This window comes from Rhizobium sp. RCC_161_2, assembly GCF_041355235.1.
Taxonomy (GTDB): Bacteria; Pseudomonadota; Alphaproteobacteria; order Rhizobiales; family Rhizobiaceae; genus Rhizobium.
In genome coordinates, this window is the sequence record NZ_JBFUPL010000013.1 from 72,834 (window position 1) to 92,394 (window position 19,561).

A 19,561-nucleotide genomic window follows, 5' to 3' on the forward strand; every position below is an offset into this window, starting at 1 on the left:
ATGAGCCACGGGACCGATTTCACCGGCAATCTCAGTTCAATCCGGAGGACGCTTCGAAGGCGCGAATATCCTTCAGCTCCGGATCGGGTGACTGGACGCAATCCGAGACGACTTTCCACTTGCCACCCTCGGCAACCGCCATGCGTGTCGTCGAATTGGCGTTGTGGCGGGGCTGTCCATCGCCAAAATACCAGGGTGCGCAGAAGATATCGCTCTTGAAGCCCTTGATCTGGCGCACGGCAGCGGATGCCGTTTCGCGCGTGACTTTCGAAGGATCGAGCGTCACCAGCGCCTTTTCCGCAATCCGCGCCGCGAGATAGCCCGCCTGGGCGAAGGTATCGCGTGGGTCGGATTTCTGACCGTACTGATCCATGACTGCCAGCCAGTTCTGGTTGTCAGGCGTCTTGGCTTCCAGGTCGTTGAATTCCATGTTGACGTAGAATTTGCCATCCCAACCCGGACCGAGGGTACCGGGAACGGAGAGATCGTAAGCCGAGGCAGCGCTGAGAAAGGTGATCGTCTGGTTGAGACCTTGCTCTTCAGCTGCGCTCAGAAGCGGCACGGCCACCCCTTTGGACAGGCCGAGGACGATAACGTCGGGTTTGCTTGACGCTGCTTGCAGGATAATCGAGGTGGCATCCGCCGAACCCGGATCCATGAGGATCGTTTGAGCTGCAAAGCCTTTTTCCTTGGCGAGAAGCATCACGCCGTCGCACGACCAGGTGCCGACATTCGGGATGTTCGGTCCGATGCAGACCACCGACTTGGCGTTCAGCTTGTCGAGCGCATAGCCCATGGCGCCCAGCATCGAAACGCGAGGGCCGGCGTTCGTCGGTGCATAGTTTTCGGCAAAATAGCACTCGCGCGGCACGCCAACGCCTGCGACGACGAGGATGCCCGACTTCTTATAGAAATCCGCATTGGCGCCACACTCGACATAGCTCGAATTGCCGACCATCAATACGGCCTTCTCGTCGTTGACGAGCTTTGCGGCGAGCTGTGACGCCGTCTCCGGATTCCACTGATCGTCCTCGACCAGATATTTGACGGGCCGCCCCTTGATGCCGCCATTGGCGTTCAGGCAGTCGAAATAGGCCTTGGCGGCCTTGGTCGAGTTCGAAAAATCATCCGGCCCGGTCTTGCCGGTGATCGCGCCGATGACGATCGGCTCACCGGTCGCCGGTTTGCCGGTATTGTCGCCGCAGGACGCGGCGGCATGGGCGCTGAACGCCGAAAGCAGCACTAGAGCGAGACCGACGGTCAGCCCCCTTATATCTATTCTCATGGTTTCCTCCTCCAGTTTCGATTGCGGACCGGGCTCCCCGACCGGTCCGTTTTCCCCTTGTGGGATTTATATTTCAGCCGGCGATCGCCTTTCCGGTCATGAATGCCGCAGCCCGTGCAGCGATCATCATCACGGGTGCATTGGTGTTGCCCGAAACCAGGGTCGGCATCACCGATGCGTCACACACCCTGAGGCCTTCCACGCCGCGCACCTTCAAATCAGCCTCGACGACCGCCATCGGATCGTCTGATCGGCCCATGCGCGCGGTCCCCGCGGGATGAAACACGGTCTTGGCGGTTTGGCGAATGTAGTCGCGCAGCGCCACCGGATCATTTTCGACCCCCGGTTTCGGCAGGACGCGCCGCTTGACCAGCTTTGCAAGCGCGGGCGCATCGAGAATGCGGATCGCCGTCTCGACGCCGCGCACCAATGTATCGAGGTCAGCCGGATCGGAGAGAAGATTGGCGTTGAAATCCGCCTTATCCTTTGGATCGGCGCTTCTAAGACGGATGGTGCCGCGCGAACGCGGCCGCAGATAGCAAGGGCCGATGCTGAGGCCGTGACCGGGTTCAGGTTCGCGATCCACAAAGCCGACGAGCGCAGGCAGGACATGGAACTGCACATCCGGCTGGCCCGTGCCCGCAGTATCGACGAAACCGCCGCATTCAACGACGTTCGACGAGAGCAAGCCGCGATGCGAAAGCAGGTAGCGCGCCATATGCCCGACGGCACGAAGCCCGGTGTCATGCCCGAGCATGGAGATCGGCTCTTGCGTTTCGCCTTGAACCGGCACCTCAAGATGATCCTGGTAGTTTGCGCCGACACCCGGCAGGTCCGCTATCACATTGATGCCATGAGAGCGGAGGTGTTCGGCCTCGCCAATGCCCGAAAGCTGCAGGATCTTGGGCGTGGCGATCGCGCCAGCGGTCAAGACGATTTCCCTGGAAGCGGTAAATATGGTGCCGTCCAGCAGCTCCACACCCATTGCCCTACGACCCTCGAACAGGATGCGCGCGACCTTACGTTCGGTAAGAACTGTGACGTTCGGCCGCCCCTCGGCGTCACGCAGAAATGCCTGCGCGGAACTCCAACGACGCCCCCGGTAAGTTGTGTTCTGGTAGAAACCGACACCTTCCTGTTCGGCGCCGTTAAAGTCCGGATTGTACGGGATGCCGATTTCCGTTGCTGCCTGAACGAAGGCTTCGCTCAGCGGATGGCGATGACGCGGATTTGAAACATGCAGGCCGCCGCGCTGGCCGTGAAATTCGCCATTGAAGCTTTCATTGTTCTCAAGTGACCGGAAGGCAGGCAGCACATCTTCGTAGGACCAGCCCTGACACCCCATCTGCGACCATGTGTCGTAATCGTTCCTGTGGCCGCGTATGTAGATCATCGCATTGACGGAACTGCCGCCGCCAAGCACGTTTCCTTGCGGAATTATGCTCGGGCGACCGTTCAGGCCTTTCTCCGCCTCGGATGCATAGGGATGAATGTCGATACCCTTGCCGAGAACCTTGAAGAAGGTCGCCGGAATATGAATCCAGCGATCACTATCGCGCCGACCGGATTCGATCAGTAAAACCTTGTTGGCCGGATTTTCGGAAAGCCGGTTTGCCAGCACGCAGCCGGACGATCCGCCACCGACGATGATATAATCGAAATTCGCCATGGCTCAGCTCAACACCGTCTGGATCGTCGTGAATTCCTTCAGCCCCTCGGCACCGAACTCGACACCGATGCCCGATTGCTTGACGCCGCCGAAGGGCGCGTTGGGCTGGATCGCGCCATGCTTGTTGATCCAGACGGAACCGCATTCTAGCTGCATTGCGTAATGTCTCGCCTTCCCGGCATCCGCCGACCAGACCGAGCCGCCAAGTCCCGCCGGATTGGTGTTGGCGCGAGCAATGACCTCGTCGATATCGGTATAGCGAATGATCGGCAGCGCCGGGCCGAACTGTTCTTCATCGACGAGGCGGACGCCGTGATCCACATCGGCGACAAGGGTGATCGGGTAGAAATAACCCGGCCGATCCATCGGCGCACCGCCGACGAGAATGCGGCCGCCGTTTGCGCGTGCATCATCGACAAGTTCGCGAACCTTGTTGAACTGCATTTCGTTCTGGATCGGGCCGAGAATGCTTGCCTCGTCGAGACCGTCGCCAACCGGAACCCGCGCCGCATATTCAGCAAGCGCCTTGCAAACGGATTCGTAGATACTGTCGTGCACGTACAGGCGTTTCAGTGCCGCGCAGGTCTGGCCGTTGTTGATGAAGGCTCCCCAGAACAGGCCCTCGGCGATCTGGGCCGGATCGGCATCAGGAAGCACGATACCCGCATCGTTACCGCCAAGTTCCAGGGTCAGTCGCTTCAATGTCGCGACTGCCGAGGCCATGACCTTCTTGCCGGTCTCGGTCGAGCCCGTAAAAGTCATTTTGGCGATGCCGTCATGAGAAGAGAGAGCGGCACCAATGCTGTTTTCGCCGGTGATGACATTGACGACGCCAGGCGGCAGCACCTCGTTCATGATCTCGACAAGGCGGATCGTCGAAAGCGGCGTCAGCGGAGAAGGTTTGATGACGACCGTATTGCCGGCACGCACCGCCGGGACGATATGCCAGCAGGCGATCATGACCGGCCAGTTCCAGGGCGTGATCGAACCGACGACGCCGATGGGTTTACGGTGCAATTCGACACGCCCCTCGTTGTCGTCCTGCAGGATTTCGATCGGAAGATTCAATTCCGCTGTATGGCGCGTCCAAGCAAGAGCACCGCCGATTTCGAAACGCGAACCTAGTCCATTGAGCGGCTTACCCTGCTCAAGCGTCAGAAGCTGCGCCAGTTCCTCGCCATTCGCGGCGATCTTTTCTGCAATGGCGCGGCATGCGGCCTGACGCTCTTCTTCCGGTACCCGGCTCCATGTCTGAAAGGCCGACGACGCGGCGGCAACGGCGCGGTCGAGATCCGCCGGTGTCGCTAGCGGCATCTGGCCCACGACCTCTCCAGTCGATGGATTGCGAACATCGGCGTAAGCCGCGGTATCGACGCGTGCTCCACCAAAGAACAGGCTATACTGCTTCACGATCGGCTCCTCCCGTATTTATGGAAGGACTATGCGCTAGCAGACAAAGGCAGTCTTGGGCTGGAGCGCGCCACGGCTTGACCTGAAACGCGACGTGGCAGACTAAAGCGCACCCTCTTGCGCTTATTATTGCGCAGTGGTCGATATCGGCTTCAGCAGATCGGTGGGCGCGCAGTCGAACAGCTCCTTGAAGCTGCGATTGAAATAGGAAATATCGTTGAACCCTGCAGCGTAAGCCACTTCCGCTATGGTTCGCCCACTTTTCTGGTCCTTGAGCTGTTCGATCTTTTCACGCACCAGCCGCAGCCGCTTGTCGCGAATGACAGTGGTGCAAGTAACGCCCAGGCCCTGAAAATCCTCTTGCAGCGTCCGGATGGATACACCGATGCGTGTCGCCAGCCACCTGGCGCTGAGATCGCTCTCCGTCAGATGCCGGTCGATCAGAATATCGACCACCTGCAGCCGGCGCGATGCGCTGTCGTTGAGAGCGGGCATGACGCCACCGCCAGAGACGAAGGCCTGGCGCGTGGCATTAAACATCAGATGCCGCAGATTGGCGGAACTCGCATCCGATTCCGACGTGGACATGATCTTTGCCACCAGAGCCCGCAGCATCATTGCCATCGGATCATAGGCTTCCAGTTTGCGGGCTATGTCGAAATCGACATGACTTTCGGAATACATGATCTGTCGCGGCAAATGCAGCGACAGATGGTTGCTGAATTGTCCACCGAAATAAAATGTCGTCGGTCGCGTCGAATCCACGAGAATGCAATCACCGACATCCAGAATTGCCTGCTGCCCGACATGCTCGACGCCGCAAGAGCCTTCGAGTTGCAGGATGAGAAAAAGATGCTCGTTGGCATCGCGGCGAATATCGTCCCAATCTCGATGGACGCGGTCGAGGTCGTTGGAAACATGAGCGAACTCCATGCCGCAGACATCGACACGCCGGGCGGCCCCCGTCACGGCCTTGCCGCTTTCCATCGCTTTCGGATTGAAGTTCCCACAGATCGACTGGAGATCATTTGTCCATTGATCGTAGGAAACGGGCGCCCACGCGTTTTGTGTCAGGGCCTGATTATTCAATAGCTCCAACTCTGCCTCCCAACAGTGTCAGTCCATGATATGTCCGTCTCGTGCAACTCTCCCATGAGCGCAAAACGGCGATGGCCGTCTGAGACGGTTAGACTGAAAGAGTGTCGAAGATCTATCGCGCTGTCAATGTATTTCACATGTTAAATAGAATGAACTATCCCATGCCATGCTCACCGGATGCATTTTGCCGTCGCCATTCGCTGGGCGGAATCCCGGTTCGGGCGCGGAAGAAGCGCGAGAAATAGGCAGCGTCCTTAAAGCCCACTTCATAGGCGATGTCTTCCAGCGAACGGATCGTGAAAAGCAACAGCCGCTTGGCCTCGAGCAGACGACGCTCGGCGATCATATCCTTGACACCTTGGCCGAAAGCCGTGTGTCCGGCCTTCGCAAGCAGATGCGGTGTGGTGCCGAGGGTCGAGACATAGCGCTCAATTGGCCAGTTCTCGCGAAAGTGCTGATCAATCAGCCGCCGAAGTTGGGCCGCGAGCTGCTTTTGCGGCGATTGCGCCAATATCGGCGCGTCTGACGCCAGGCGTGCGATCTGGGTCAGGGCGGCAGCGGCCAACGGTGGGATAATCTTGTCGGCCCGGCCGCTTCCCTCGGCATACTCCTCGAAAATTAACCGCATGGTGCGCCCCAGCCTGTCCCAGAGCGCCGTCGCACCCTGCCCCCTCACCATCACCGGACGATCCAGCGGCAAGGTCGTTTGAGCCGCGATCGATGGCAGCAGGCTGTCGGCGATCGATACGACGATTGCATCGGAAACGAGGGGATCGACATTGAAGCCGTGGACTACGCCGCTCGGCACGAAGCTGACGGCTGGCGCCAAAAAGTCCAAGCGCTGATCCTCTATAAAATAGGAGCCGTTGCCGCCGGTCCAGAAGGTGATCTGCACCATCCTGTCATGCTTGTGCGCTTTGACCTGCCCAAGATGAATATTTGCACGCGCCATGACCGTTTCGACGTGAAGAAACCCCAGCTCCAGAGGGCGATCCGGTTCGCCGTAGACGAAGAAGCTCGGGATGATGTTTTCCATGCGAACCGCCGAAAAAAGTGCAAGTGATTTGGTCATTCTGTCCATGGTCGAATGCGGATGCAAGCGTTAGCTTTTCTCCAGCATCACAGGAGGAATGACGATGAGATCAGAAGATTTTCGGACCAATACCAAACGGCCCTTCACCGGCGAGGAGTATCTTGCCAGCCTGCGCGACGGCCGTGAAGTCTATATCAACGGCGAGCGCATCAAGGACGTGACGACGCATCCCTCGATGCGCAATTCCGCACGCTCGCTGGCAAGGCTCTACGATGCGCTGCACGCGGAAAAGACGAAGGAGCGTCTGACATCGCCGACCGATACCGGCTCTGGAGGCTACACCCACAAATACTTCCGCGTCGCAAAATCCTCCACTGATCTTGTCGCCCAGCAGGGCGCAATCGCCGACTGGGCCCGCATGTCCTACGGATGGATGGGCCGCACCGCCGACTACAAGGCCGCATTGATGAATACGCTCGGGGCCAACGCCGATTGGTATGGCCCCTTCAAGGACAATGCACTCGCCTGGCATAAGCGCGCCCAGGAAGCAGCACTTTTCATGAACCATGCGATCGTCAACCCGCCGATCGACCGCCACAAGCCGGCGGATGCCGTGAAGGACGTGTTCGTTCACATCACCAAGGAAACGGATGCAGGCATCTATGTCTCGGGCGCCAAGGTTGTCGCTACATCCTCCGCGCTCACACATTATAATTTCCTGGCCCAAAGCTCGGCGACGGTTACCGAAGATCCCTCGTTGTCGGTGATGTTCATCGTGCCGATGAACGCGCCGGGCATCAAGATGTTCTGCCGCGTCTCCTACGAGGAAACGGCAAACCGTGTCGGCACGCCGTTCGATTACCCTCTTTCTTCCCGTTTCGATGAGAACGATGCCATCCTCGTGCTGGATAACGTCTTCATCCCCTGGGAAGACGTGCTAGTGCTGCGTGACGCACCGAAAATCCTGTCCTTCCATCCGGCTTCGGGCTTCATGCATGGCTATTGCTTCCAGGGCTGCACGCGGTTCGCCGTCAAGCTCGACTTCCTGGCAGGCCTGCTCGCCAAGGCTCTCAGGGCGACCGGGGGCGACGCCTTCCGCGGCAATCAGGCCGCACTTGGCGAAGTCATCGCGCTACGCCACATGTTCTGGAGCTTCTCCAACGCCATGGCCTACAACCCGATCCCCTGGGCGAATGGCGCAGTGCTCCCCAATCTGGAAGCTGCTCTCGCCTACCGTACCTTCATGTCGGAAGCCTATCCCCGCGTCATTGAGACGGTCCGCAAGGTCGTAGCCTCGGGTCTCATCTATCTGCCGTCCTCGGCCAAGGATTTCGGCAACCCTGAGATTGATCGCTATCTCAGCCAGTATGTGCGCGGCTCCAACGACATGGGTCATATCGAGCGCATCAAAATCATGAAGCTGCTCTGGGACGCCACTGGAACCGAGTTCGGCGGCCGGCACGCCCTTTACGAGCTGAACTATGCCGGAGCACCGGAAGAAGTGCGCCTTCAGGTGCTCAAGGGCGCCGAGCGCGGCGGGCGGCTGCGAGAGATGGAAGCACTCGTCGATACCTGCATGAGTGACTACGACGAAAACGGCTGGACAGGCGATACCTGGTTGCCGCCGATCGGCAACGCAGACCCGTTCAAGTCCGCTGCTGAATAGGAGGCGACCATGGAGGAGGCTGTTTCCAAAACCGAGTTCCGCAATGCAATGGCCCGTGTCTGTGCACCGGTCAACGTCATCACCACCAATGGACCCGCCGGGCGCGGCGGGTTCACGGCCACCGCCATGTGCAGCGTGACCGATGAGCCGCCGACGCTGCTTGTCTGCATGAATAGTCGATCCGCACAAACTGCACTATTTCTGGAAAATCACCGTTTCTGCGTGAACGTGTTAAGTCATGACCACAGAGAATTGGCTGGGAAGTTTGCCGGAGCAACCGCTGACATGGAGGCACGTTATGCCGCTGCGGACTGGGTTACTATGCCTTCGGGCACGGATGCTTTGGCCGATGCGATCGTCTCGTTCGACTGCGAACTATCTGAGTCAAGACTTGTCGGCACCCATCACATTTTCATCGGACGGATCGCCGGTATCAGATCTCGCCCGGATGGGAATGCGCTGTTATATTTTGACCGGAACTATGTTCATGTCCCGACGCAACTCGGCAGCTTCGGTGGTTAAATAATGCTCGATGTCAGCCGCCTTCGGCTGACATCGAATGCAATGCGGGCAGAGGTTCCAGCCTTTGATATGCCGTTTGACGAAGCTACAGCTGGATCCATGCCGTCTTCAAATTATAGTACTTGTCCATCGCATGCAGCGACTTGTCGTGACCGTTGCCGGATTGGCGGATGCCGCCGAGCGGAACGGTGTTGTCGGCACCGCCATAGGTGTTGACATGGACAACGCCGGCCTTGATGCCGCCGACCATGCGATGAGCGCGCGACAGGTTGGCGGTCCAGACCGCCGAGGCCAACCCATAAGGCGTCGCATTGGCGATGCGCAGCGCGTCCGCCTCATCCTCGAATGGAATCACCGAAAGGATGGGACCGAACACTTCTTCCTTCGCCAGCGTCATCTCCGGGGTCACGTCAAAGACGGTTGGCCGCATATAGAAGCCACCGGTTTCTTGAAGGATGCGCTCGCCTCCGGCTCTCAGAGTACCGCCCTCCGCAAGGGCTTGTCCCGCAAAGCCAAGATTCTTTTCGAGCTGAATTTCGCTCGTTATGGCGCCGGCCTCCGTCGCAAGCAACAGCGGATCGCCAACCTTTATCTTTGCGGCGATGGCAGCGACCTTGGCCGTGAATTCCTCGTGGATCGACCTTTCGACAAGCAGCCGCGAACCTGCGACGCAGACCTGACCCGAATTGCGAAAGATGCCGTAGGCGGAAATCTTCGCCGCCTGTTCGAGGTCGGGCACATCCGCAAAAATGATATTGGGCGACTTTCCGCCAAGCTCGAGATAGACCCGCTTGAGATTGGAGCGCGCCGAATATTCGAGCAGGCGCCGGCCGACGCCACCGGACCCGGTGAAAGCCAGCACGTCGATATCGCCATGCAGGCCGATCGCCTCGCCGGTGACAGTGCCGCGACCGGTGACGACGTTCAGCACGCCCTCCGGCAATCCGGCTTCCGCGCAAAGAGCCGCAAGTTTCAGCAGCGTCAGCGATGCCCCTTCGGCGGGCTTCAACACGATGGAATTGCCGGCAGCCAGCGCCGGGGCGATCTTCCACGCGCCGATCATCATCGGAAAATTCCAAGGCACGATAGCCGCGACGACGCCGACCGGCTCTCTATGGATAAGGCCGAGAACGGTCCCGGATGTCGGCGCGATTTCACCGTAAACCTTGTCCACGGCTTCGGCGTAGTAGCGGAAGGTGGCTGCAGCACTTCCCGGTTCGGCCTTGAGCGCCATGGCAATTTCCGTGCCGTTGTCGCGCACGCCAAGCACGGCAAGTTCCAGCGCGTCACGCTCGATCAGTTCCGCGATGCGCAGCATCACCTTCTTGCGCTCGGCAGGGGTGGCCTTCGACCAGCCGCCTTTTTCAAACGCGCCGCGCGCCGCCCTGACGGCGAGATCGACGTCTTCCGCGCCGGCGTCACCGATCGTCGTCAGTTTTTTGCCATCTATCGGCGAGATCACATCCATCACGTCGCCGCCGACAGGCTCTCGCCAGGTGCCGCCGATGAACAGCGACTGCGGTGCGATGGCTAGCATCCGGAGTTGATCGATCTTGTCCTGCATCCCAATTCCTCGCAAATGAAAATGGCGGGTAATTGGCCCGCCATTCTTTATTCAGTTTCTATAAGGCTTCCTGGCCCGCGCCGAGGCGCGAGAAACCAGCTGCATCCACCGACTTCAGCCGAGCGGCTGCGGCGAAACCGACAAGCGCAGCAATCGCTACCAGCCCTGGCAAGAAGACGGCGAGGAAGCCGCTCGCACCGGCGATGCTGCCGAAATAGATGGCGATGTAGACCACCAGCGCCAGCAGGATCACACCGGTGATAATCGGCAGCACCTTGGTCACCATGATGTTGTTCTCGAGGCCGGGGTTCCGACCGAAGAACGCAACGATGGCGAACGCGGTGAACGCCATCAGCAGGATGATCGCCAGCGTGCCGACATTGGTGAGCCAGGAGAATAGCGCCAGAATAGGGTCCTGCCCCGTGAAGGCAAAGAGCGCAATGACAAGAACGGCAATGATCGTCTGGATCACCGAACCGACATGCGGGCTCTGGAATACGGGATGGGTTACGCCGACGGACTTCGGCAACAACCCTTCGCGGCCGGCAACATACATGTAACGGGCAACGCCATTGTGGAAGGCGAGCACGCCGGCAAATAGGCTGGTGACGAACAGGATGTTCATGACCAGGACAATCCAGTGGCCGACATAGCGTTCGGCAAGGCCGAACAGAAAAGTGGTCGGATCGGCGAGACCCTGCAGTTCCGGAACAAGCTTGTCGGCGCCCGCACCATTCACCATCAGCCACGAGGTCAGCATGTAGAAAAGACCGATGATCAACACGGAGATATAGGTAGCGCGCGGCACGGTCTTATGCGGCTCGCGGGCCTCTTCGCTATAGATCGTGGTGGCTTCGAAACCGATAAAGGCGGCAAAGCAGAAGAGGATGCCAATGGCCGGCGTGCCGCTCATGAATGCGGCGGGCGTGAAAGGTACCGCCGACAGGCCGCTGTCGCCGCCCTTGGCGAGAATCGCGGCGTCGATGATCAGCACGACGAGATATTCGAGGATGACGAGAACCGTCAGCACCTTGGCCGAGAGGTCGACGCGGCGATAGCCGAAAACGGCAACGATCGCGATACCGATATAGGTCCAGACCCACCAGGGCAGTGTCAGGCCGAGGCCGGCGAAGAGACCCGAGGTTGCCGCGCCAAACAGGCCAAAAACGCCGATCTGCATGGCATTATACGCCAGGATGGCGATCAGCGCGGCAGCACCTCCCATCATGCCGCCGAGGCCCTGCGCCGTATAGGCGTAGAACGCGCCGGCGTTGCGGATGTGGCGGGCCATGGCGACATAGCCGACCGCGAAGAGCAGCAAAATCAGAGTGACCAGCAGAAAGGTCAGCGGAATACCCGCGCCGTTGCCGAGCAGCATGGAGAGCGGAACACCGCCCGCCACAGCCGTCAGCGGCGCAGCCGCAGACACCACCAGAAATGTCACGGCACCAACGCCGAGACTGTTTTTGCGCAGCTGGTTTTCCCCTGCGCTCGTTGAGAGTTGATTGTCCATGTCGCTAACGTTCCCCTTGTTGCGATTATCCGATCGCGCCGCGGGCAACAGTCTCCCGTCAGCGACCTTTGCATCCATGCCGGACTGATGGGCACACGATTTTGTTTTTTTGTTCTTGGTCGTGCGACTGTCAGCGCATATGGTTCATATATTGAACCCATGCTTCAAATATAGACTTGCAAACAATCGCCACACCTGTCAAGTTATTTCGCATGTTAAGTAGTTTGTGCCGTGATTGTGAAAAGCGCGGCTCGCGATCTGAAACCTGATGGGTGCACAAAACGATCTATCCGGCCTTGCAAGACCAATGACCGGACAAAAGAGGAAGACCGTATGAGCACCGTTGGAAAAGCGCTGACCTTGCTGGACAGACTGTCTCAATTAAACACCGAACCAGGCTTGACGGATGTCGCCCGCATCTGTGATCTCGACAAGGCAACGGCCCGCCGCCTGCTTGTCGAACTGGAAAAGCATGGCTTCGTCGAGCAGGACCCTGAGACGCGGAAATACCGGATCGGAGCGGCTCCGGTTCGTCTGGCGCGGGTTCGCGAGGCGCGCTACCCGTTCCTTAGGGTCGCCATCCCCTTTGTGAAGGATCTCGCGGGAACCTCAGAGGAGACCGTTCACCTCTCCGAATTTGCCGGCGGTCAATTGTCGACGATCCATGTGGAGGATTCGCCGCGCGCGCACCGGGTCATCGTCGATGTCGGCACGCATCTTCCGTTTCACGCCACGGCTTCAGGCCTTGCCTATCTGGCCTTTTCCGGCAGACAGCAGATCGAGACAGTGCTGTCGCATTCCCTGAAATCCTTCACCGACTACACCGTGACCGATCCGTCCGTGTTTCGAAAGATGCTGGCGGAAACGGCTGAGCGCGGATTTTCGATCAGCAATCAAGGGCTTGAAATCGGTGTGGTCAGCACGGCCGCCCCCATTTGTTCGCCATCGGGCCAGCCGATCGGCGCAATCGCCATCGCCGCCCCTCTGGCGCGCGCAAGCGTCGCCGTGCTGAAGGGCTTCGGCGCATCCGTCGCAGACACGGCAAAACGCATCTCGGAAAAATACTACGGGTCGGAAAGACCTTCGGGAACATGAACATAAAGAAAGGGGATCGGTTGAATGAGCGTCGCAGAGCCTTCATCAGAGACAAGCATACCAAGCATCCTCGTCGTTGGAACGGGCGATACCAAATTCGATGAACTGCAATATATGGCGGGCATCATCCGCAAAGCCGGCGGAGAGCCTGTCATGGTCGACGTCAGCATTCTGTCGGATCCACCTTACCAACCCGATTATTCCAGGCACGACGTCGCCAAATCCGCGGGAACCTCGATTGAGGCGATCATTGGTAGCGGCGACGAAAATTCGGCGATGGCGTTGATGTCGAACGGCGCCAGCGCTCTGGCCGGTATTCTGCATGCGAGCGGAAAAGCCGATGGCGTCATCATCCTCGGCGGCTCCATGGGCACCGATCTCGCGCTGGACGTGGCGGCGGCGCTGCCGCTCGGGGTGCCGAAATTCGTGGTTTCCACGATCGCTTATTCCCACCTCGTACCACCCGAACGCATTGCCCCGGATCTGATGATGATCCTTTGGGCCGGCGGACTCTACGGGTTGAATGATATCTGCCGCGCCGTTCTTTCGCAGGCTTGCGGCGCCGTCGTCGGCGCGGCGCGCGCCACAGTCAGACCCAAAGCATACCGGCCGCTGATCGGCATGACGTCGCTCGGTTCCACCTGCCTCAAATATATGAAGCATCTGAAGCCCCAGCTTGAAAAACGCGGTTATGAAGTCGCGGTATTTCACTCGACGGGCATGGGTGGTCGCGCTTTCGAGGCAATCGCCGCCCAGAACGGCTTTGCCGCCGTCTTTGACTTCTGCATGCAGGAGGTCGTCAATCATCAGAACGGCACGGTCGTTACATCGGGTCCTGACCGGATGGAGAACGCCGGTCGCGCCCGCATTCCGCAAATTGTCGCTCCCGGCGCGACAGACATGGTCGACCTTCCGGCATGGCAGCCACTGCCTGCAGCACTTTCAGAGCGTCCTTATCACGCTCACAACCGCCTGATCGGTTCGGTCACCACCTCGGCTAAAGGACGCCGAGCGACGGCTGTGCTGATCGGCGAGAAGCTCGGCCGAGCGCAGGCGCCGGTCGCGTTTCTGCTGCCGCTGAAGGGCCTGCAGGAATGGGATCAGCCGGGCGAGCCGCTACATGATCCTGAAGGACTTGAGGCCTTCATGAGTTCGATGCGTCAGGCATTGCCCGCGTCCGTCGCCCTTCATGAGGTCGATGCGCATATCAATTCAACTCTCTTCTCCACAAAGGCTCTCGCCATCTTCGACGCATGGGTCGAGCAGGGCATTATTCCGGAAGGCAAGCTATGACAGGCGATCGTGCTCTTATTCTCGATTTCGGCGGCGTCGTCACCCGCACGCTGTTCGAGACACATGACATCACCGAGCGGGCGCTGGGACTTCAGCCTGGCACGCTTGCCTGGCGCGGCCCGTTCGATACGACAACCGACCCCCTCTGGGTGTCGATGCAGAACCGCGAGATTACTGAGCGCGACTACTGGATGATACGTACGGCGGAAGTGGGTCGGCTCGTCGGCGAGGACTGGACCGATATGAAGACCTTCGTCCAGCGCGCTCGAGGCGCCGAAGCCGAGCTGGTCTTGCGTCCGGAAGCGCGCGACGCCATCACCCGCGCCAAAGAAGCGGGTCTCAAGCTGGCTATTCTGTCGAATGAGCTTGATCTCTTCTATGGCGTCGAGTTCCGCAAGCGCTTCCCGCTAATCGACCTCTTCGACGTGATCGTCGATGCCACCTACACCAAGATATTGAAGCCCGATCCGCGTGCTTATGAAGAGGTGATTTCGCGGATTGGCCTGCCGCGCCAAGCCTGCGTCTTCGTCGACGATCAGTTGAAGAACATCGAGGGCGCCGAGGTGGTGGGGCTACCGCACGTCCATTTCGACGTTACCCACCCCGCGGACGGCTATGCCCGCGCCCTTTCCATGCTTGGACTTTGAACGAAGAGGACCGCGATATGCGCGAAGCAAATTTCCTGACCGAAAACAACGCCCGTCACGTCTGGCACCCGATGGCGCATCCAGCCGAGATGCTGGCCAGTCCGCCACGCATCATCAAGGCGGCGTCCGGCGTCGAAATTACCGATGTCCACGGCAAGACCGTGCTCGATGGCGTCGGCGGGTTGTGGAACGTCAATCTCGGCTATTCCTGCGACCTAATCAAGGAGGCGATCCGAGACCAGCTCGACGAGCTTCCGTATTATTCAGCGTTTCGCGGCACAACGAACCCGCCACTGATCGAGCTGTCCTACGAGCTTGCCGAATGGTTCAGGGAAGACGGCCTCAGCCGTGCCTTCTTTACCTCAGGTGGGTCGGACTCAGTAGAGACTTGCCTGCGGCTCGCCCGCCAATATCACAAGGTCAACGGTCAGCCGGAGCGCACGAAGTTCGTGGCGCTGAAAAAGGGCTATCACGGCACGCATTTCGGCGGCGCATCAATCAACGGCAACGCCAATAATCGCCGAAACTACGAACCATTGCTTCCGGGCGTCTTCCATCTGGCCGCCCCCTACCCTTACCGTAACCCCTTCGGAACGGATAATCCGGCGGAAATCGCCGCAGCCATCGGCCGACAATTCGAGGACGAAATCGCCTTTCAGGGCGCTGACACCATCGCCGCCTTCATCATGGAACCCGTACTCGGCGCCGGCGGCATCATCGTGCCGCACGAAACCTTCATGCCGCTGATGCGCGCGATCTGCGACAAGCATGGCATTCTATTGATCGCCGACGAAGTGATTACCGCCTTCGGACGCACGGGCGCCTGGACCGGATCGCGCCTCTGGGGCGTCAAGCCCGACCTGATGTCCACCGCCAAGGCCATCACCAATGGCTACTATCCTTTCGGCGCGGTGATGATCGCCGACAAGATCGCCGAGGCTTTCGAAGCCAACAGGAACACCGTCGGCATGATCGGCCACGGCTACACCTACTCCGGCCACCCCGTCGGCGCGGCGGCGGCACTTGCGACGCTGAAGGAAACGAAACGCCTGAACGTCGCGGCCAATGCGGGCGCGCGGGGCGACGAGCTGCTGGCCGGGCTTCAAATCCTGAAGACCAAGCACGAGCTGATCGGCGACGTTCGCGGCAAGGGCCTGATGTGTGCTCTTGAACTGGTGACTGATCGCGAGAAGAAGACGGGAGCCGCCAAAGACACCGTCCAGCGCCTGCAGGATGTCGTCTACGAGGCCGGTGTGATGGTGCGCACCTCCGGCTCCAACGTCATCCTTTCGCCGCCGCTGGTTATCACCACGGCTGACGTAAACCGGATTCTCGCAGCACTTGATGAAGGTTTGACCGCTGTAAGTGGAGGCAAATGAGATGACCGGGAACGCAACGCTTCTTGCCCGCCGGGAACGACTTCTCGGCCGCAACATGTCGACTTTCTATAATGATCCCGTTCAGCTCGTACGCGGCGAAGGCGTCTGGTTGTGGGATGCGGATGGCCGGAAATACCTCGACTGCTACAACAACGTGCCGCATGTCGGCCATTGCCATCCGCGCGTGGTCGAAGCGATCACCCGTCAGGCATCGACGCTCAACACTCATACGCGCTACCTCCATGAAGGTATCCTCGACTATGTCGAGCGCCTGACGGCGACCTTCGATGACAGTCTGGATACCGCGATGATGACCTGCACGGGCAGCGAGGCCAACGATGTGGCGCTGCGCATGGCACAGGCGGTGACCGGCAGGACCGGGGTTATCGCCACCGACCACACCTATCACGGTAACACCACGGCGGTATCGCAGCTCTCCACGCGCATGCCGCCGGTCGGCGGCTTCGGCGGCCATGTCCGCCATGTGCCGGCGCCCGACAGCTACCGGCCACTTGGCGGCGTTCCCGGCGAAGCCTTCGCGGCAGCTTTCGCTGCTAAAGTGGAAGAGGCGATCGCCTCGCTGCAAGACGGTCCCTACGGCTTTTCGGCGCTGATCATCTGCCCCTTCTTTGCCAATGAAGGGTTCCCCGATCTACCGCCGGGCTTCCTCGACAAGACGGTCGCTGCCGTACGCAAAGCAGGCGGGCTGGTGATTTCCGACGAAGTGCAGCCTGGATTCGGACGCACCGGTGGCCACATGTGGGGCCATCAGCGTGCCGGCTTCGTGCCCGACGTGGTGACGCTCGGCAAGCCGATGGCCAACGGCCATCCGGTCGGCGGCGTGGTCGCCAACGCCGACACGCTGAACGCCTTCCGCAAGGCCTTCCGCTACTTCAACACCTTCGGGGGCAATCCGGTTTCCTGCGCCGCAGCCATGGCGGTGTTGGACGTTATCGAAGATGAAAAGCTTTTGGAGAACGCTCGTATCGTCGGCGCCTACGCACGAGACGGCCTTAAGCGCCTGTCCGAGAAACACGACATCATCGGCGACGTGCGCGGCAGCGGTCTTTTCTTTGGTTCTGAACTCGTTCTTGACCGCGCGACGAAGACACCCGCGCCCGATATCGCCACGAAAGTCATCAACGACATGCGCGAGCGCGGCGTTCTGATGGGCAAGCTCGGCATTCATCAATGCGCGACCAAGATCCGCCCACCGATGCCGTTTTCGAAAGAAAATGCCGATCTGATGCTGTCGACTCTCGACGATGTTCTGTCTGGATTGTGAAGGCGACAATGTCTGAAAACGGAACCGCTCCCTTCATGGCGGCGCTAAGCGCGCGTGCGTGCGAAGCGCTCGTCCACTGGGGTCTAGGCGCGCAGACGCCGCAACTCCTGAAATACCGTGAGAACGCCGTCTTCCGGATCAGCCTCGAGAACGGCGAACCGGCAGCCCTGCGGCTGCATCGGCCGGGCTATCACGACGAGCAGGCGCTGGCCTCGGAACTCTCCTGGATGGCGGCTTTGCGGCAGGCGAATTTGCGCGTACCCGCGCCGGTCGCCACGCCGGACGGACGGCACATCGTTCCCCTTACTACGACGCCGGATTTCGACGCTCAGCATGCCGATATCGTCAGCTGGATGGCCGGCATGCCGCTTGGTCAGTCAGGCGTGCCGCTTACGCATTCGCCGGAACGACTTGTCACCATTTTCCGTGTCCTCGGGGAAACCATGGCGCGGATGCATGTGGCAACTGATGCCTGGGCACCGCCATCGTCTTTTCATCGCCCCGCCTGGGATGGTTGCGGCTTGCTGGGCGAACGGCCGCTTTGGGGCCGCTTCTGGGATTGCGCCGGATTGTCGCCGGACCAACACAAGCGCCTGTCCGATCTGCGGCTGCTCCTGCGCAAGCAGCTTGATAGATTGTCCTCTCTCGACCTCGACTACGGCCTGATCCATGCCGATCTCGTTCGGGAAAACGTGCTCGTCGATGGCGACGCCATCGAGCTGATCGATTTCGACGATGGAGGTTACGGCTGGCGGATGTTCGACATCGCCACCGCCCTGTTCAAAAACCGGGATGAACCGCACTATGCTCTCATAGAGACGGCATTGATTGGCGGATATACTACAGTGCGGCCGTTGCCGGACTGGGCGCTTAAGACCCTGCCCCTCTTCACGATCCTGCGCAGCCTGACCTACATCGGTTGGATCGGAGCGCGCGCCGACACGCCGGATGCGGCAGAGCGGTTGCAGCGTTACGCGAGCGACACGTTGGCCTTGGCGGATACACTGGGAACCAGGGTGTGAGGAGCAGCCGTGCTACTTGTTGAGCGTCGCCAGTTCGTCGAGCATATCGAGCAGTATATCGATCCGTTCCCGGCCGAAGCGCTGCTCCAACGCGGTATAGATCGTCCGGCTATCGGGGCTGACCTCGTTGATGATCTTCAGCCCGGCAGGCGTGATCTGAAGCAGAATGCGGCGGCCGTCTCCAGCGTCCTTGCTTTTGGTGATGAAGCCGCGTTCCTCCAGGGACCGGATAATCCGCGTCAGGCTCGGAGCGAGGATAAAGGCCCGTTCCGACATCTCCGAGGCATCCAGCGTTCCCGCTTCCGCCAGAATGCGGATCACCCGCCATTGCTGCTCCGTGACGTCATGCAACGCCAGCATGGGGCGGAAATGTCCCATCACGGCTTCGCGTGCCCGGAGCAACGCAATCGGCAGCGACCGGCGGGTGTCGCGGGGAAGAAGCGCATCCTGCGTGATGCCGTTCGTTTCAGGGGATTGTCTCGTCATGTGAGTTCTATGGATCAATTTTTTGAGATGCGCAACGATGCCGAGCGGCTTGCACCCTTGACAAGGCTGGCCATATTGTTAACATGTTAAATATATAGATCGCTGTGGCGCGGGAGGAACGATGCCGCATTTCACTATGGACTATTCGGCCAATCTCGATCGAACCGTGGACTTCGATGCGCTTTGTCGCGTTGTCCACGCCGAAATCCTGAAAACGGGCCTGTTCGAGATCGGCGCCGTGCGGGTGCGCGCCATCCGTTGCGAAGCCTATGCGATCGCGGATCTTCTTGGCGAGAACGCCTTCATCGACATGTCCTTCCGTATTGGCGAGGGGCGCAGCGAGGAAGACAAGCAGCGAACCGGCGAGGCGATCTTCAAGGCGGTGACCCAACACCTGGATGCGCTTTTCCAGACGCCGCACTTTGCGCTGACCCTCGAAATCCGCGAGATCGACCCCACGCTCAGCTGGAAGAAAAACGCCATCCATCCGCGTCTTCGCAAATCGAGCGACTAGGCCGCACAGCCGGAATCCAGACGCAGCAGTCCACGGAAAGCTTCGCACCTGCCCCGTTTCGAACGCGGCGAGACAAGCAA

General features: G+C 59.8%; 17 protein-coding genes. 9 read left to right on the forward strand and 8 right to left on the reverse strand.

The window, feature by feature from the left end; genetic code table 11:
- Positions 1 to 31: 31 nt before the first annotated feature.
- The 5 genes from AB6803_RS27490 to AB6803_RS27510 form a co-directional block, all read right to left on the reverse strand.
- A complete protein-coding gene (locus tag AB6803_RS27490; protein WP_371111868.1) occupies positions 32 to 1,285 on the reverse strand; it encodes an ABC transporter substrate-binding protein in 1,254 nt (417 codons plus the stop codon).
- Between the two features lie 73 nt (positions 1,286 to 1,358).
- Entirely contained in the window at positions 1,359 to 2,954 is a 1,596-nt protein-coding gene (locus AB6803_RS27495) for a GMC family oxidoreductase (RefSeq protein ID WP_371111869.1), read from the reverse strand.
- Positions 2,955 to 2,957: 3 nt separating this feature from the next.
- The gene (locus AB6803_RS27500) at positions 2,958 to 4,364 is read right to left on the reverse strand and encodes an aldehyde dehydrogenase family protein (protein ID WP_371111870.1); all 1,407 of its coding nucleotides are present in this window, start codon (positions 4,362 to 4,364) and stop codon (positions 2,958 to 2,960) included.
- Positions 4,365 to 4,490: 126 nt separating this feature from the next.
- Positions 4,491 to 5,462, reverse strand: a complete 972-nt coding sequence (locus tag AB6803_RS27505; RefSeq protein ID WP_371111871.1) for a helix-turn-helix domain-containing protein — start codon at positions 5,460 to 5,462, stop codon at positions 4,491 to 4,493.
- 154 nt (positions 5,463 to 5,616) lie between these two features.
- Positions 5,617 to 6,543: a helix-turn-helix domain-containing protein gene (locus tag AB6803_RS27510; protein ID WP_371111872.1), complete on the reverse strand. Its 927-nt coding sequence runs from the start codon at positions 6,541 to 6,543 to the stop codon at positions 5,617 to 5,619.
- 55 nt (positions 6,544 to 6,598) lie between these two features.
- On the opposite strand from AB6803_RS27510, the gene AB6803_RS27515 reads away from it, so the two are divergent.
- Together AB6803_RS27515 and AB6803_RS27520 are read left to right on the forward strand one after the other, a co-directional pair.
- A complete protein-coding gene (locus AB6803_RS27515; RefSeq protein WP_371111873.1) occupies positions 6,599 to 8,161 on the forward strand; it encodes a 4-hydroxyphenylacetate 3-hydroxylase N-terminal domain-containing protein in 1,563 nt (520 codons plus the stop codon).
- Positions 8,162 to 8,170: 9 nt separating this feature from the next.
- Entirely contained in the window at positions 8,171 to 8,683 is a 513-nt protein-coding gene (locus AB6803_RS27520) for a flavin reductase (protein WP_183688155.1), read from the forward strand.
- Between the two features lie 85 nt (positions 8,684 to 8,768).
- Here the strand turns inward: AB6803_RS27520 and AB6803_RS27525 are convergent, their stop codons facing one another.
- Together AB6803_RS27525 and AB6803_RS27530 are read right to left on the reverse strand one after the other, a co-directional pair.
- Entirely contained in the window at positions 8,769 to 10,247 is a 1,479-nt protein-coding gene (locus tag AB6803_RS27525; RefSeq protein ID WP_371111874.1) for an aldehyde dehydrogenase, read from the reverse strand.
- A gap of 58 nt (positions 10,248 to 10,305) precedes the next feature.
- Complete coding sequence (locus tag AB6803_RS27530) at positions 10,306 to 11,760, reverse strand: APC family permease (RefSeq protein ID WP_371111875.1); 1,455 nt, start codon at positions 11,758 to 11,760, stop codon at positions 10,306 to 10,308.
- 333 nt (positions 11,761 to 12,093) lie between these two features.
- Between AB6803_RS27530 and AB6803_RS27535 the strand changes: the two genes are divergently transcribed.
- The 6 genes from AB6803_RS27535 to AB6803_RS27560 are packed head-to-tail and all read left to right on the forward strand — an operon-like array spanning position 12,094 to position 18,481.
- Positions 12,094 to 12,855 (forward strand): IclR family transcriptional regulator, encoded by a 762-nt coding sequence (locus AB6803_RS27535; RefSeq protein WP_371111876.1) that lies wholly within the window; start codon positions 12,094 to 12,096, stop codon positions 12,853 to 12,855.
- A 24-nt stretch (positions 12,856 to 12,879) separates the two neighbouring features.
- A complete protein-coding gene (locus AB6803_RS27540; protein WP_371111877.1) occupies positions 12,880 to 14,148 on the forward strand; it encodes a Tm-1-like ATP-binding domain-containing protein in 1,269 nt (422 codons plus the stop codon).
- On the forward strand, positions 14,145 to 14,795 hold the full coding sequence (locus AB6803_RS27545; protein WP_371111878.1) for an HAD family hydrolase: 651 nt from the start codon (positions 14,145 to 14,147) through the stop codon (positions 14,793 to 14,795). Before AB6803_RS27540 ends, AB6803_RS27545 begins: the two co-directional genes overlap by 4 nt.
- A 17-nt stretch (positions 14,796 to 14,812) precedes the next feature.
- A complete protein-coding gene (locus tag AB6803_RS27550; protein ID WP_371111879.1) occupies positions 14,813 to 16,174 on the forward strand; it encodes an aspartate aminotransferase family protein in 1,362 nt (453 codons plus the stop codon).
- 1 nt (position 16,175) lies between these two features.
- Positions 16,176 to 17,459, forward strand: coding sequence for an aspartate aminotransferase family protein (locus tag AB6803_RS27555; protein ID WP_371111880.1), 1,284 nt, complete (start codon positions 16,176 to 16,178; stop codon positions 17,457 to 17,459).
- Positions 17,460 to 17,467: 8 nt separating this feature from the next.
- Positions 17,468 to 18,481, forward strand: a complete 1,014-nt coding sequence (locus AB6803_RS27560; protein ID WP_371111881.1) for a phosphotransferase enzyme family protein — start codon at positions 17,468 to 17,470, stop codon at positions 18,479 to 18,481.
- Positions 18,482 to 18,493: 12 nt separating this feature from the next.
- On the opposite strand, the gene hpaR is transcribed toward AB6803_RS27560, so the two are convergent.
- Positions 18,494 to 18,967: a homoprotocatechuate degradation operon regulator HpaR gene (gene hpaR / locus AB6803_RS27565; protein WP_112439865.1), complete on the reverse strand. Its 474-nt coding sequence runs from the start codon at positions 18,965 to 18,967 to the stop codon at positions 18,494 to 18,496.
- 121 nt (positions 18,968 to 19,088) lie between these two features.
- Here hpaR and AB6803_RS27570 point away from each other — a divergent pair, with 121 nt between their 5' ends.
- Positions 19,089 to 19,481, forward strand: coding sequence for a 5-carboxymethyl-2-hydroxymuconate Delta-isomerase (locus tag AB6803_RS27570; protein WP_371111882.1), 393 nt, complete (start codon positions 19,089 to 19,091; stop codon positions 19,479 to 19,481).
- Positions 19,482 to 19,561: the final 80 nt, after the last annotated feature.

Coding starts and splice junctions, on each gene's coding strand:
- AB6803_RS27525 (WP_371111874.1), bottom strand. CDS start 10,247: ATGCAGGACAAGATCGATCAACTCCGGATGCTAGCCATCGCACCGCAG.
- AB6803_RS27515 (WP_371111873.1), top strand. CDS start 6,599: ATGAGATCAGAAGATTTTCGGACCAATACCAAACGGCCCTTCACCGGC.
- AB6803_RS27495 (WP_371111869.1), bottom strand. CDS start 2,954: ATGGCGAATTTCGATTATATCATCGTCGGTGGCGGATCGTCCGGCTGC.
- AB6803_RS27510 (WP_371111872.1), bottom strand. CDS start 6,543: ATGGACAGAATGACCAAATCACTTGCACTTTTTTCGGCGGTTCGCATG.
- AB6803_RS27535 (WP_371111876.1), top strand. CDS start 12,094: ATGAGCACCGTTGGAAAAGCGCTGACCTTGCTGGACAGACTGTCTCAA.
- AB6803_RS27540 (WP_371111877.1), top strand. CDS start 12,880: ATGAGCGTCGCAGAGCCTTCATCAGAGACAAGCATACCAAGCATCCTC.
- AB6803_RS27560 (WP_371111881.1), top strand. CDS start 17,468: ATGTCTGAAAACGGAACCGCTCCCTTCATGGCGGCGCTAAGCGCGCGT.
- hpaR (WP_112439865.1), bottom strand. CDS start 18,967: ATGACGAGACAATCCCCTGAAACGAACGGCATCACGCAGGATGCGCTT.
- AB6803_RS27570 (WP_371111882.1), top strand. CDS start 19,089: ATGCCGCATTTCACTATGGACTATTCGGCCAATCTCGATCGAACCGTG.
- AB6803_RS27490 (WP_371111868.1), bottom strand. CDS start 1,285: ATGAGAATAGATATAAGGGGGCTGACCGTCGGTCTCGCTCTAGTGCTG.
- AB6803_RS27550 (WP_371111879.1), top strand. CDS start 14,813: ATGCGCGAAGCAAATTTCCTGACCGAAAACAACGCCCGTCACGTCTGG.
- AB6803_RS27545 (WP_371111878.1), top strand. CDS start 14,145: ATGACAGGCGATCGTGCTCTTATTCTCGATTTCGGCGGCGTCGTCACC.
- AB6803_RS27530 (WP_371111875.1), bottom strand. CDS start 11,760: ATGGACAATCAACTCTCAACGAGCGCAGGGGAAAACCAGCTGCGCAAA.
- AB6803_RS27555 (WP_371111880.1), top strand. CDS start 16,176: ATGACCGGGAACGCAACGCTTCTTGCCCGCCGGGAACGACTTCTCGGC.
- AB6803_RS27520 (WP_183688155.1), top strand. CDS start 8,171: ATGGAGGAGGCTGTTTCCAAAACCGAGTTCCGCAATGCAATGGCCCGT.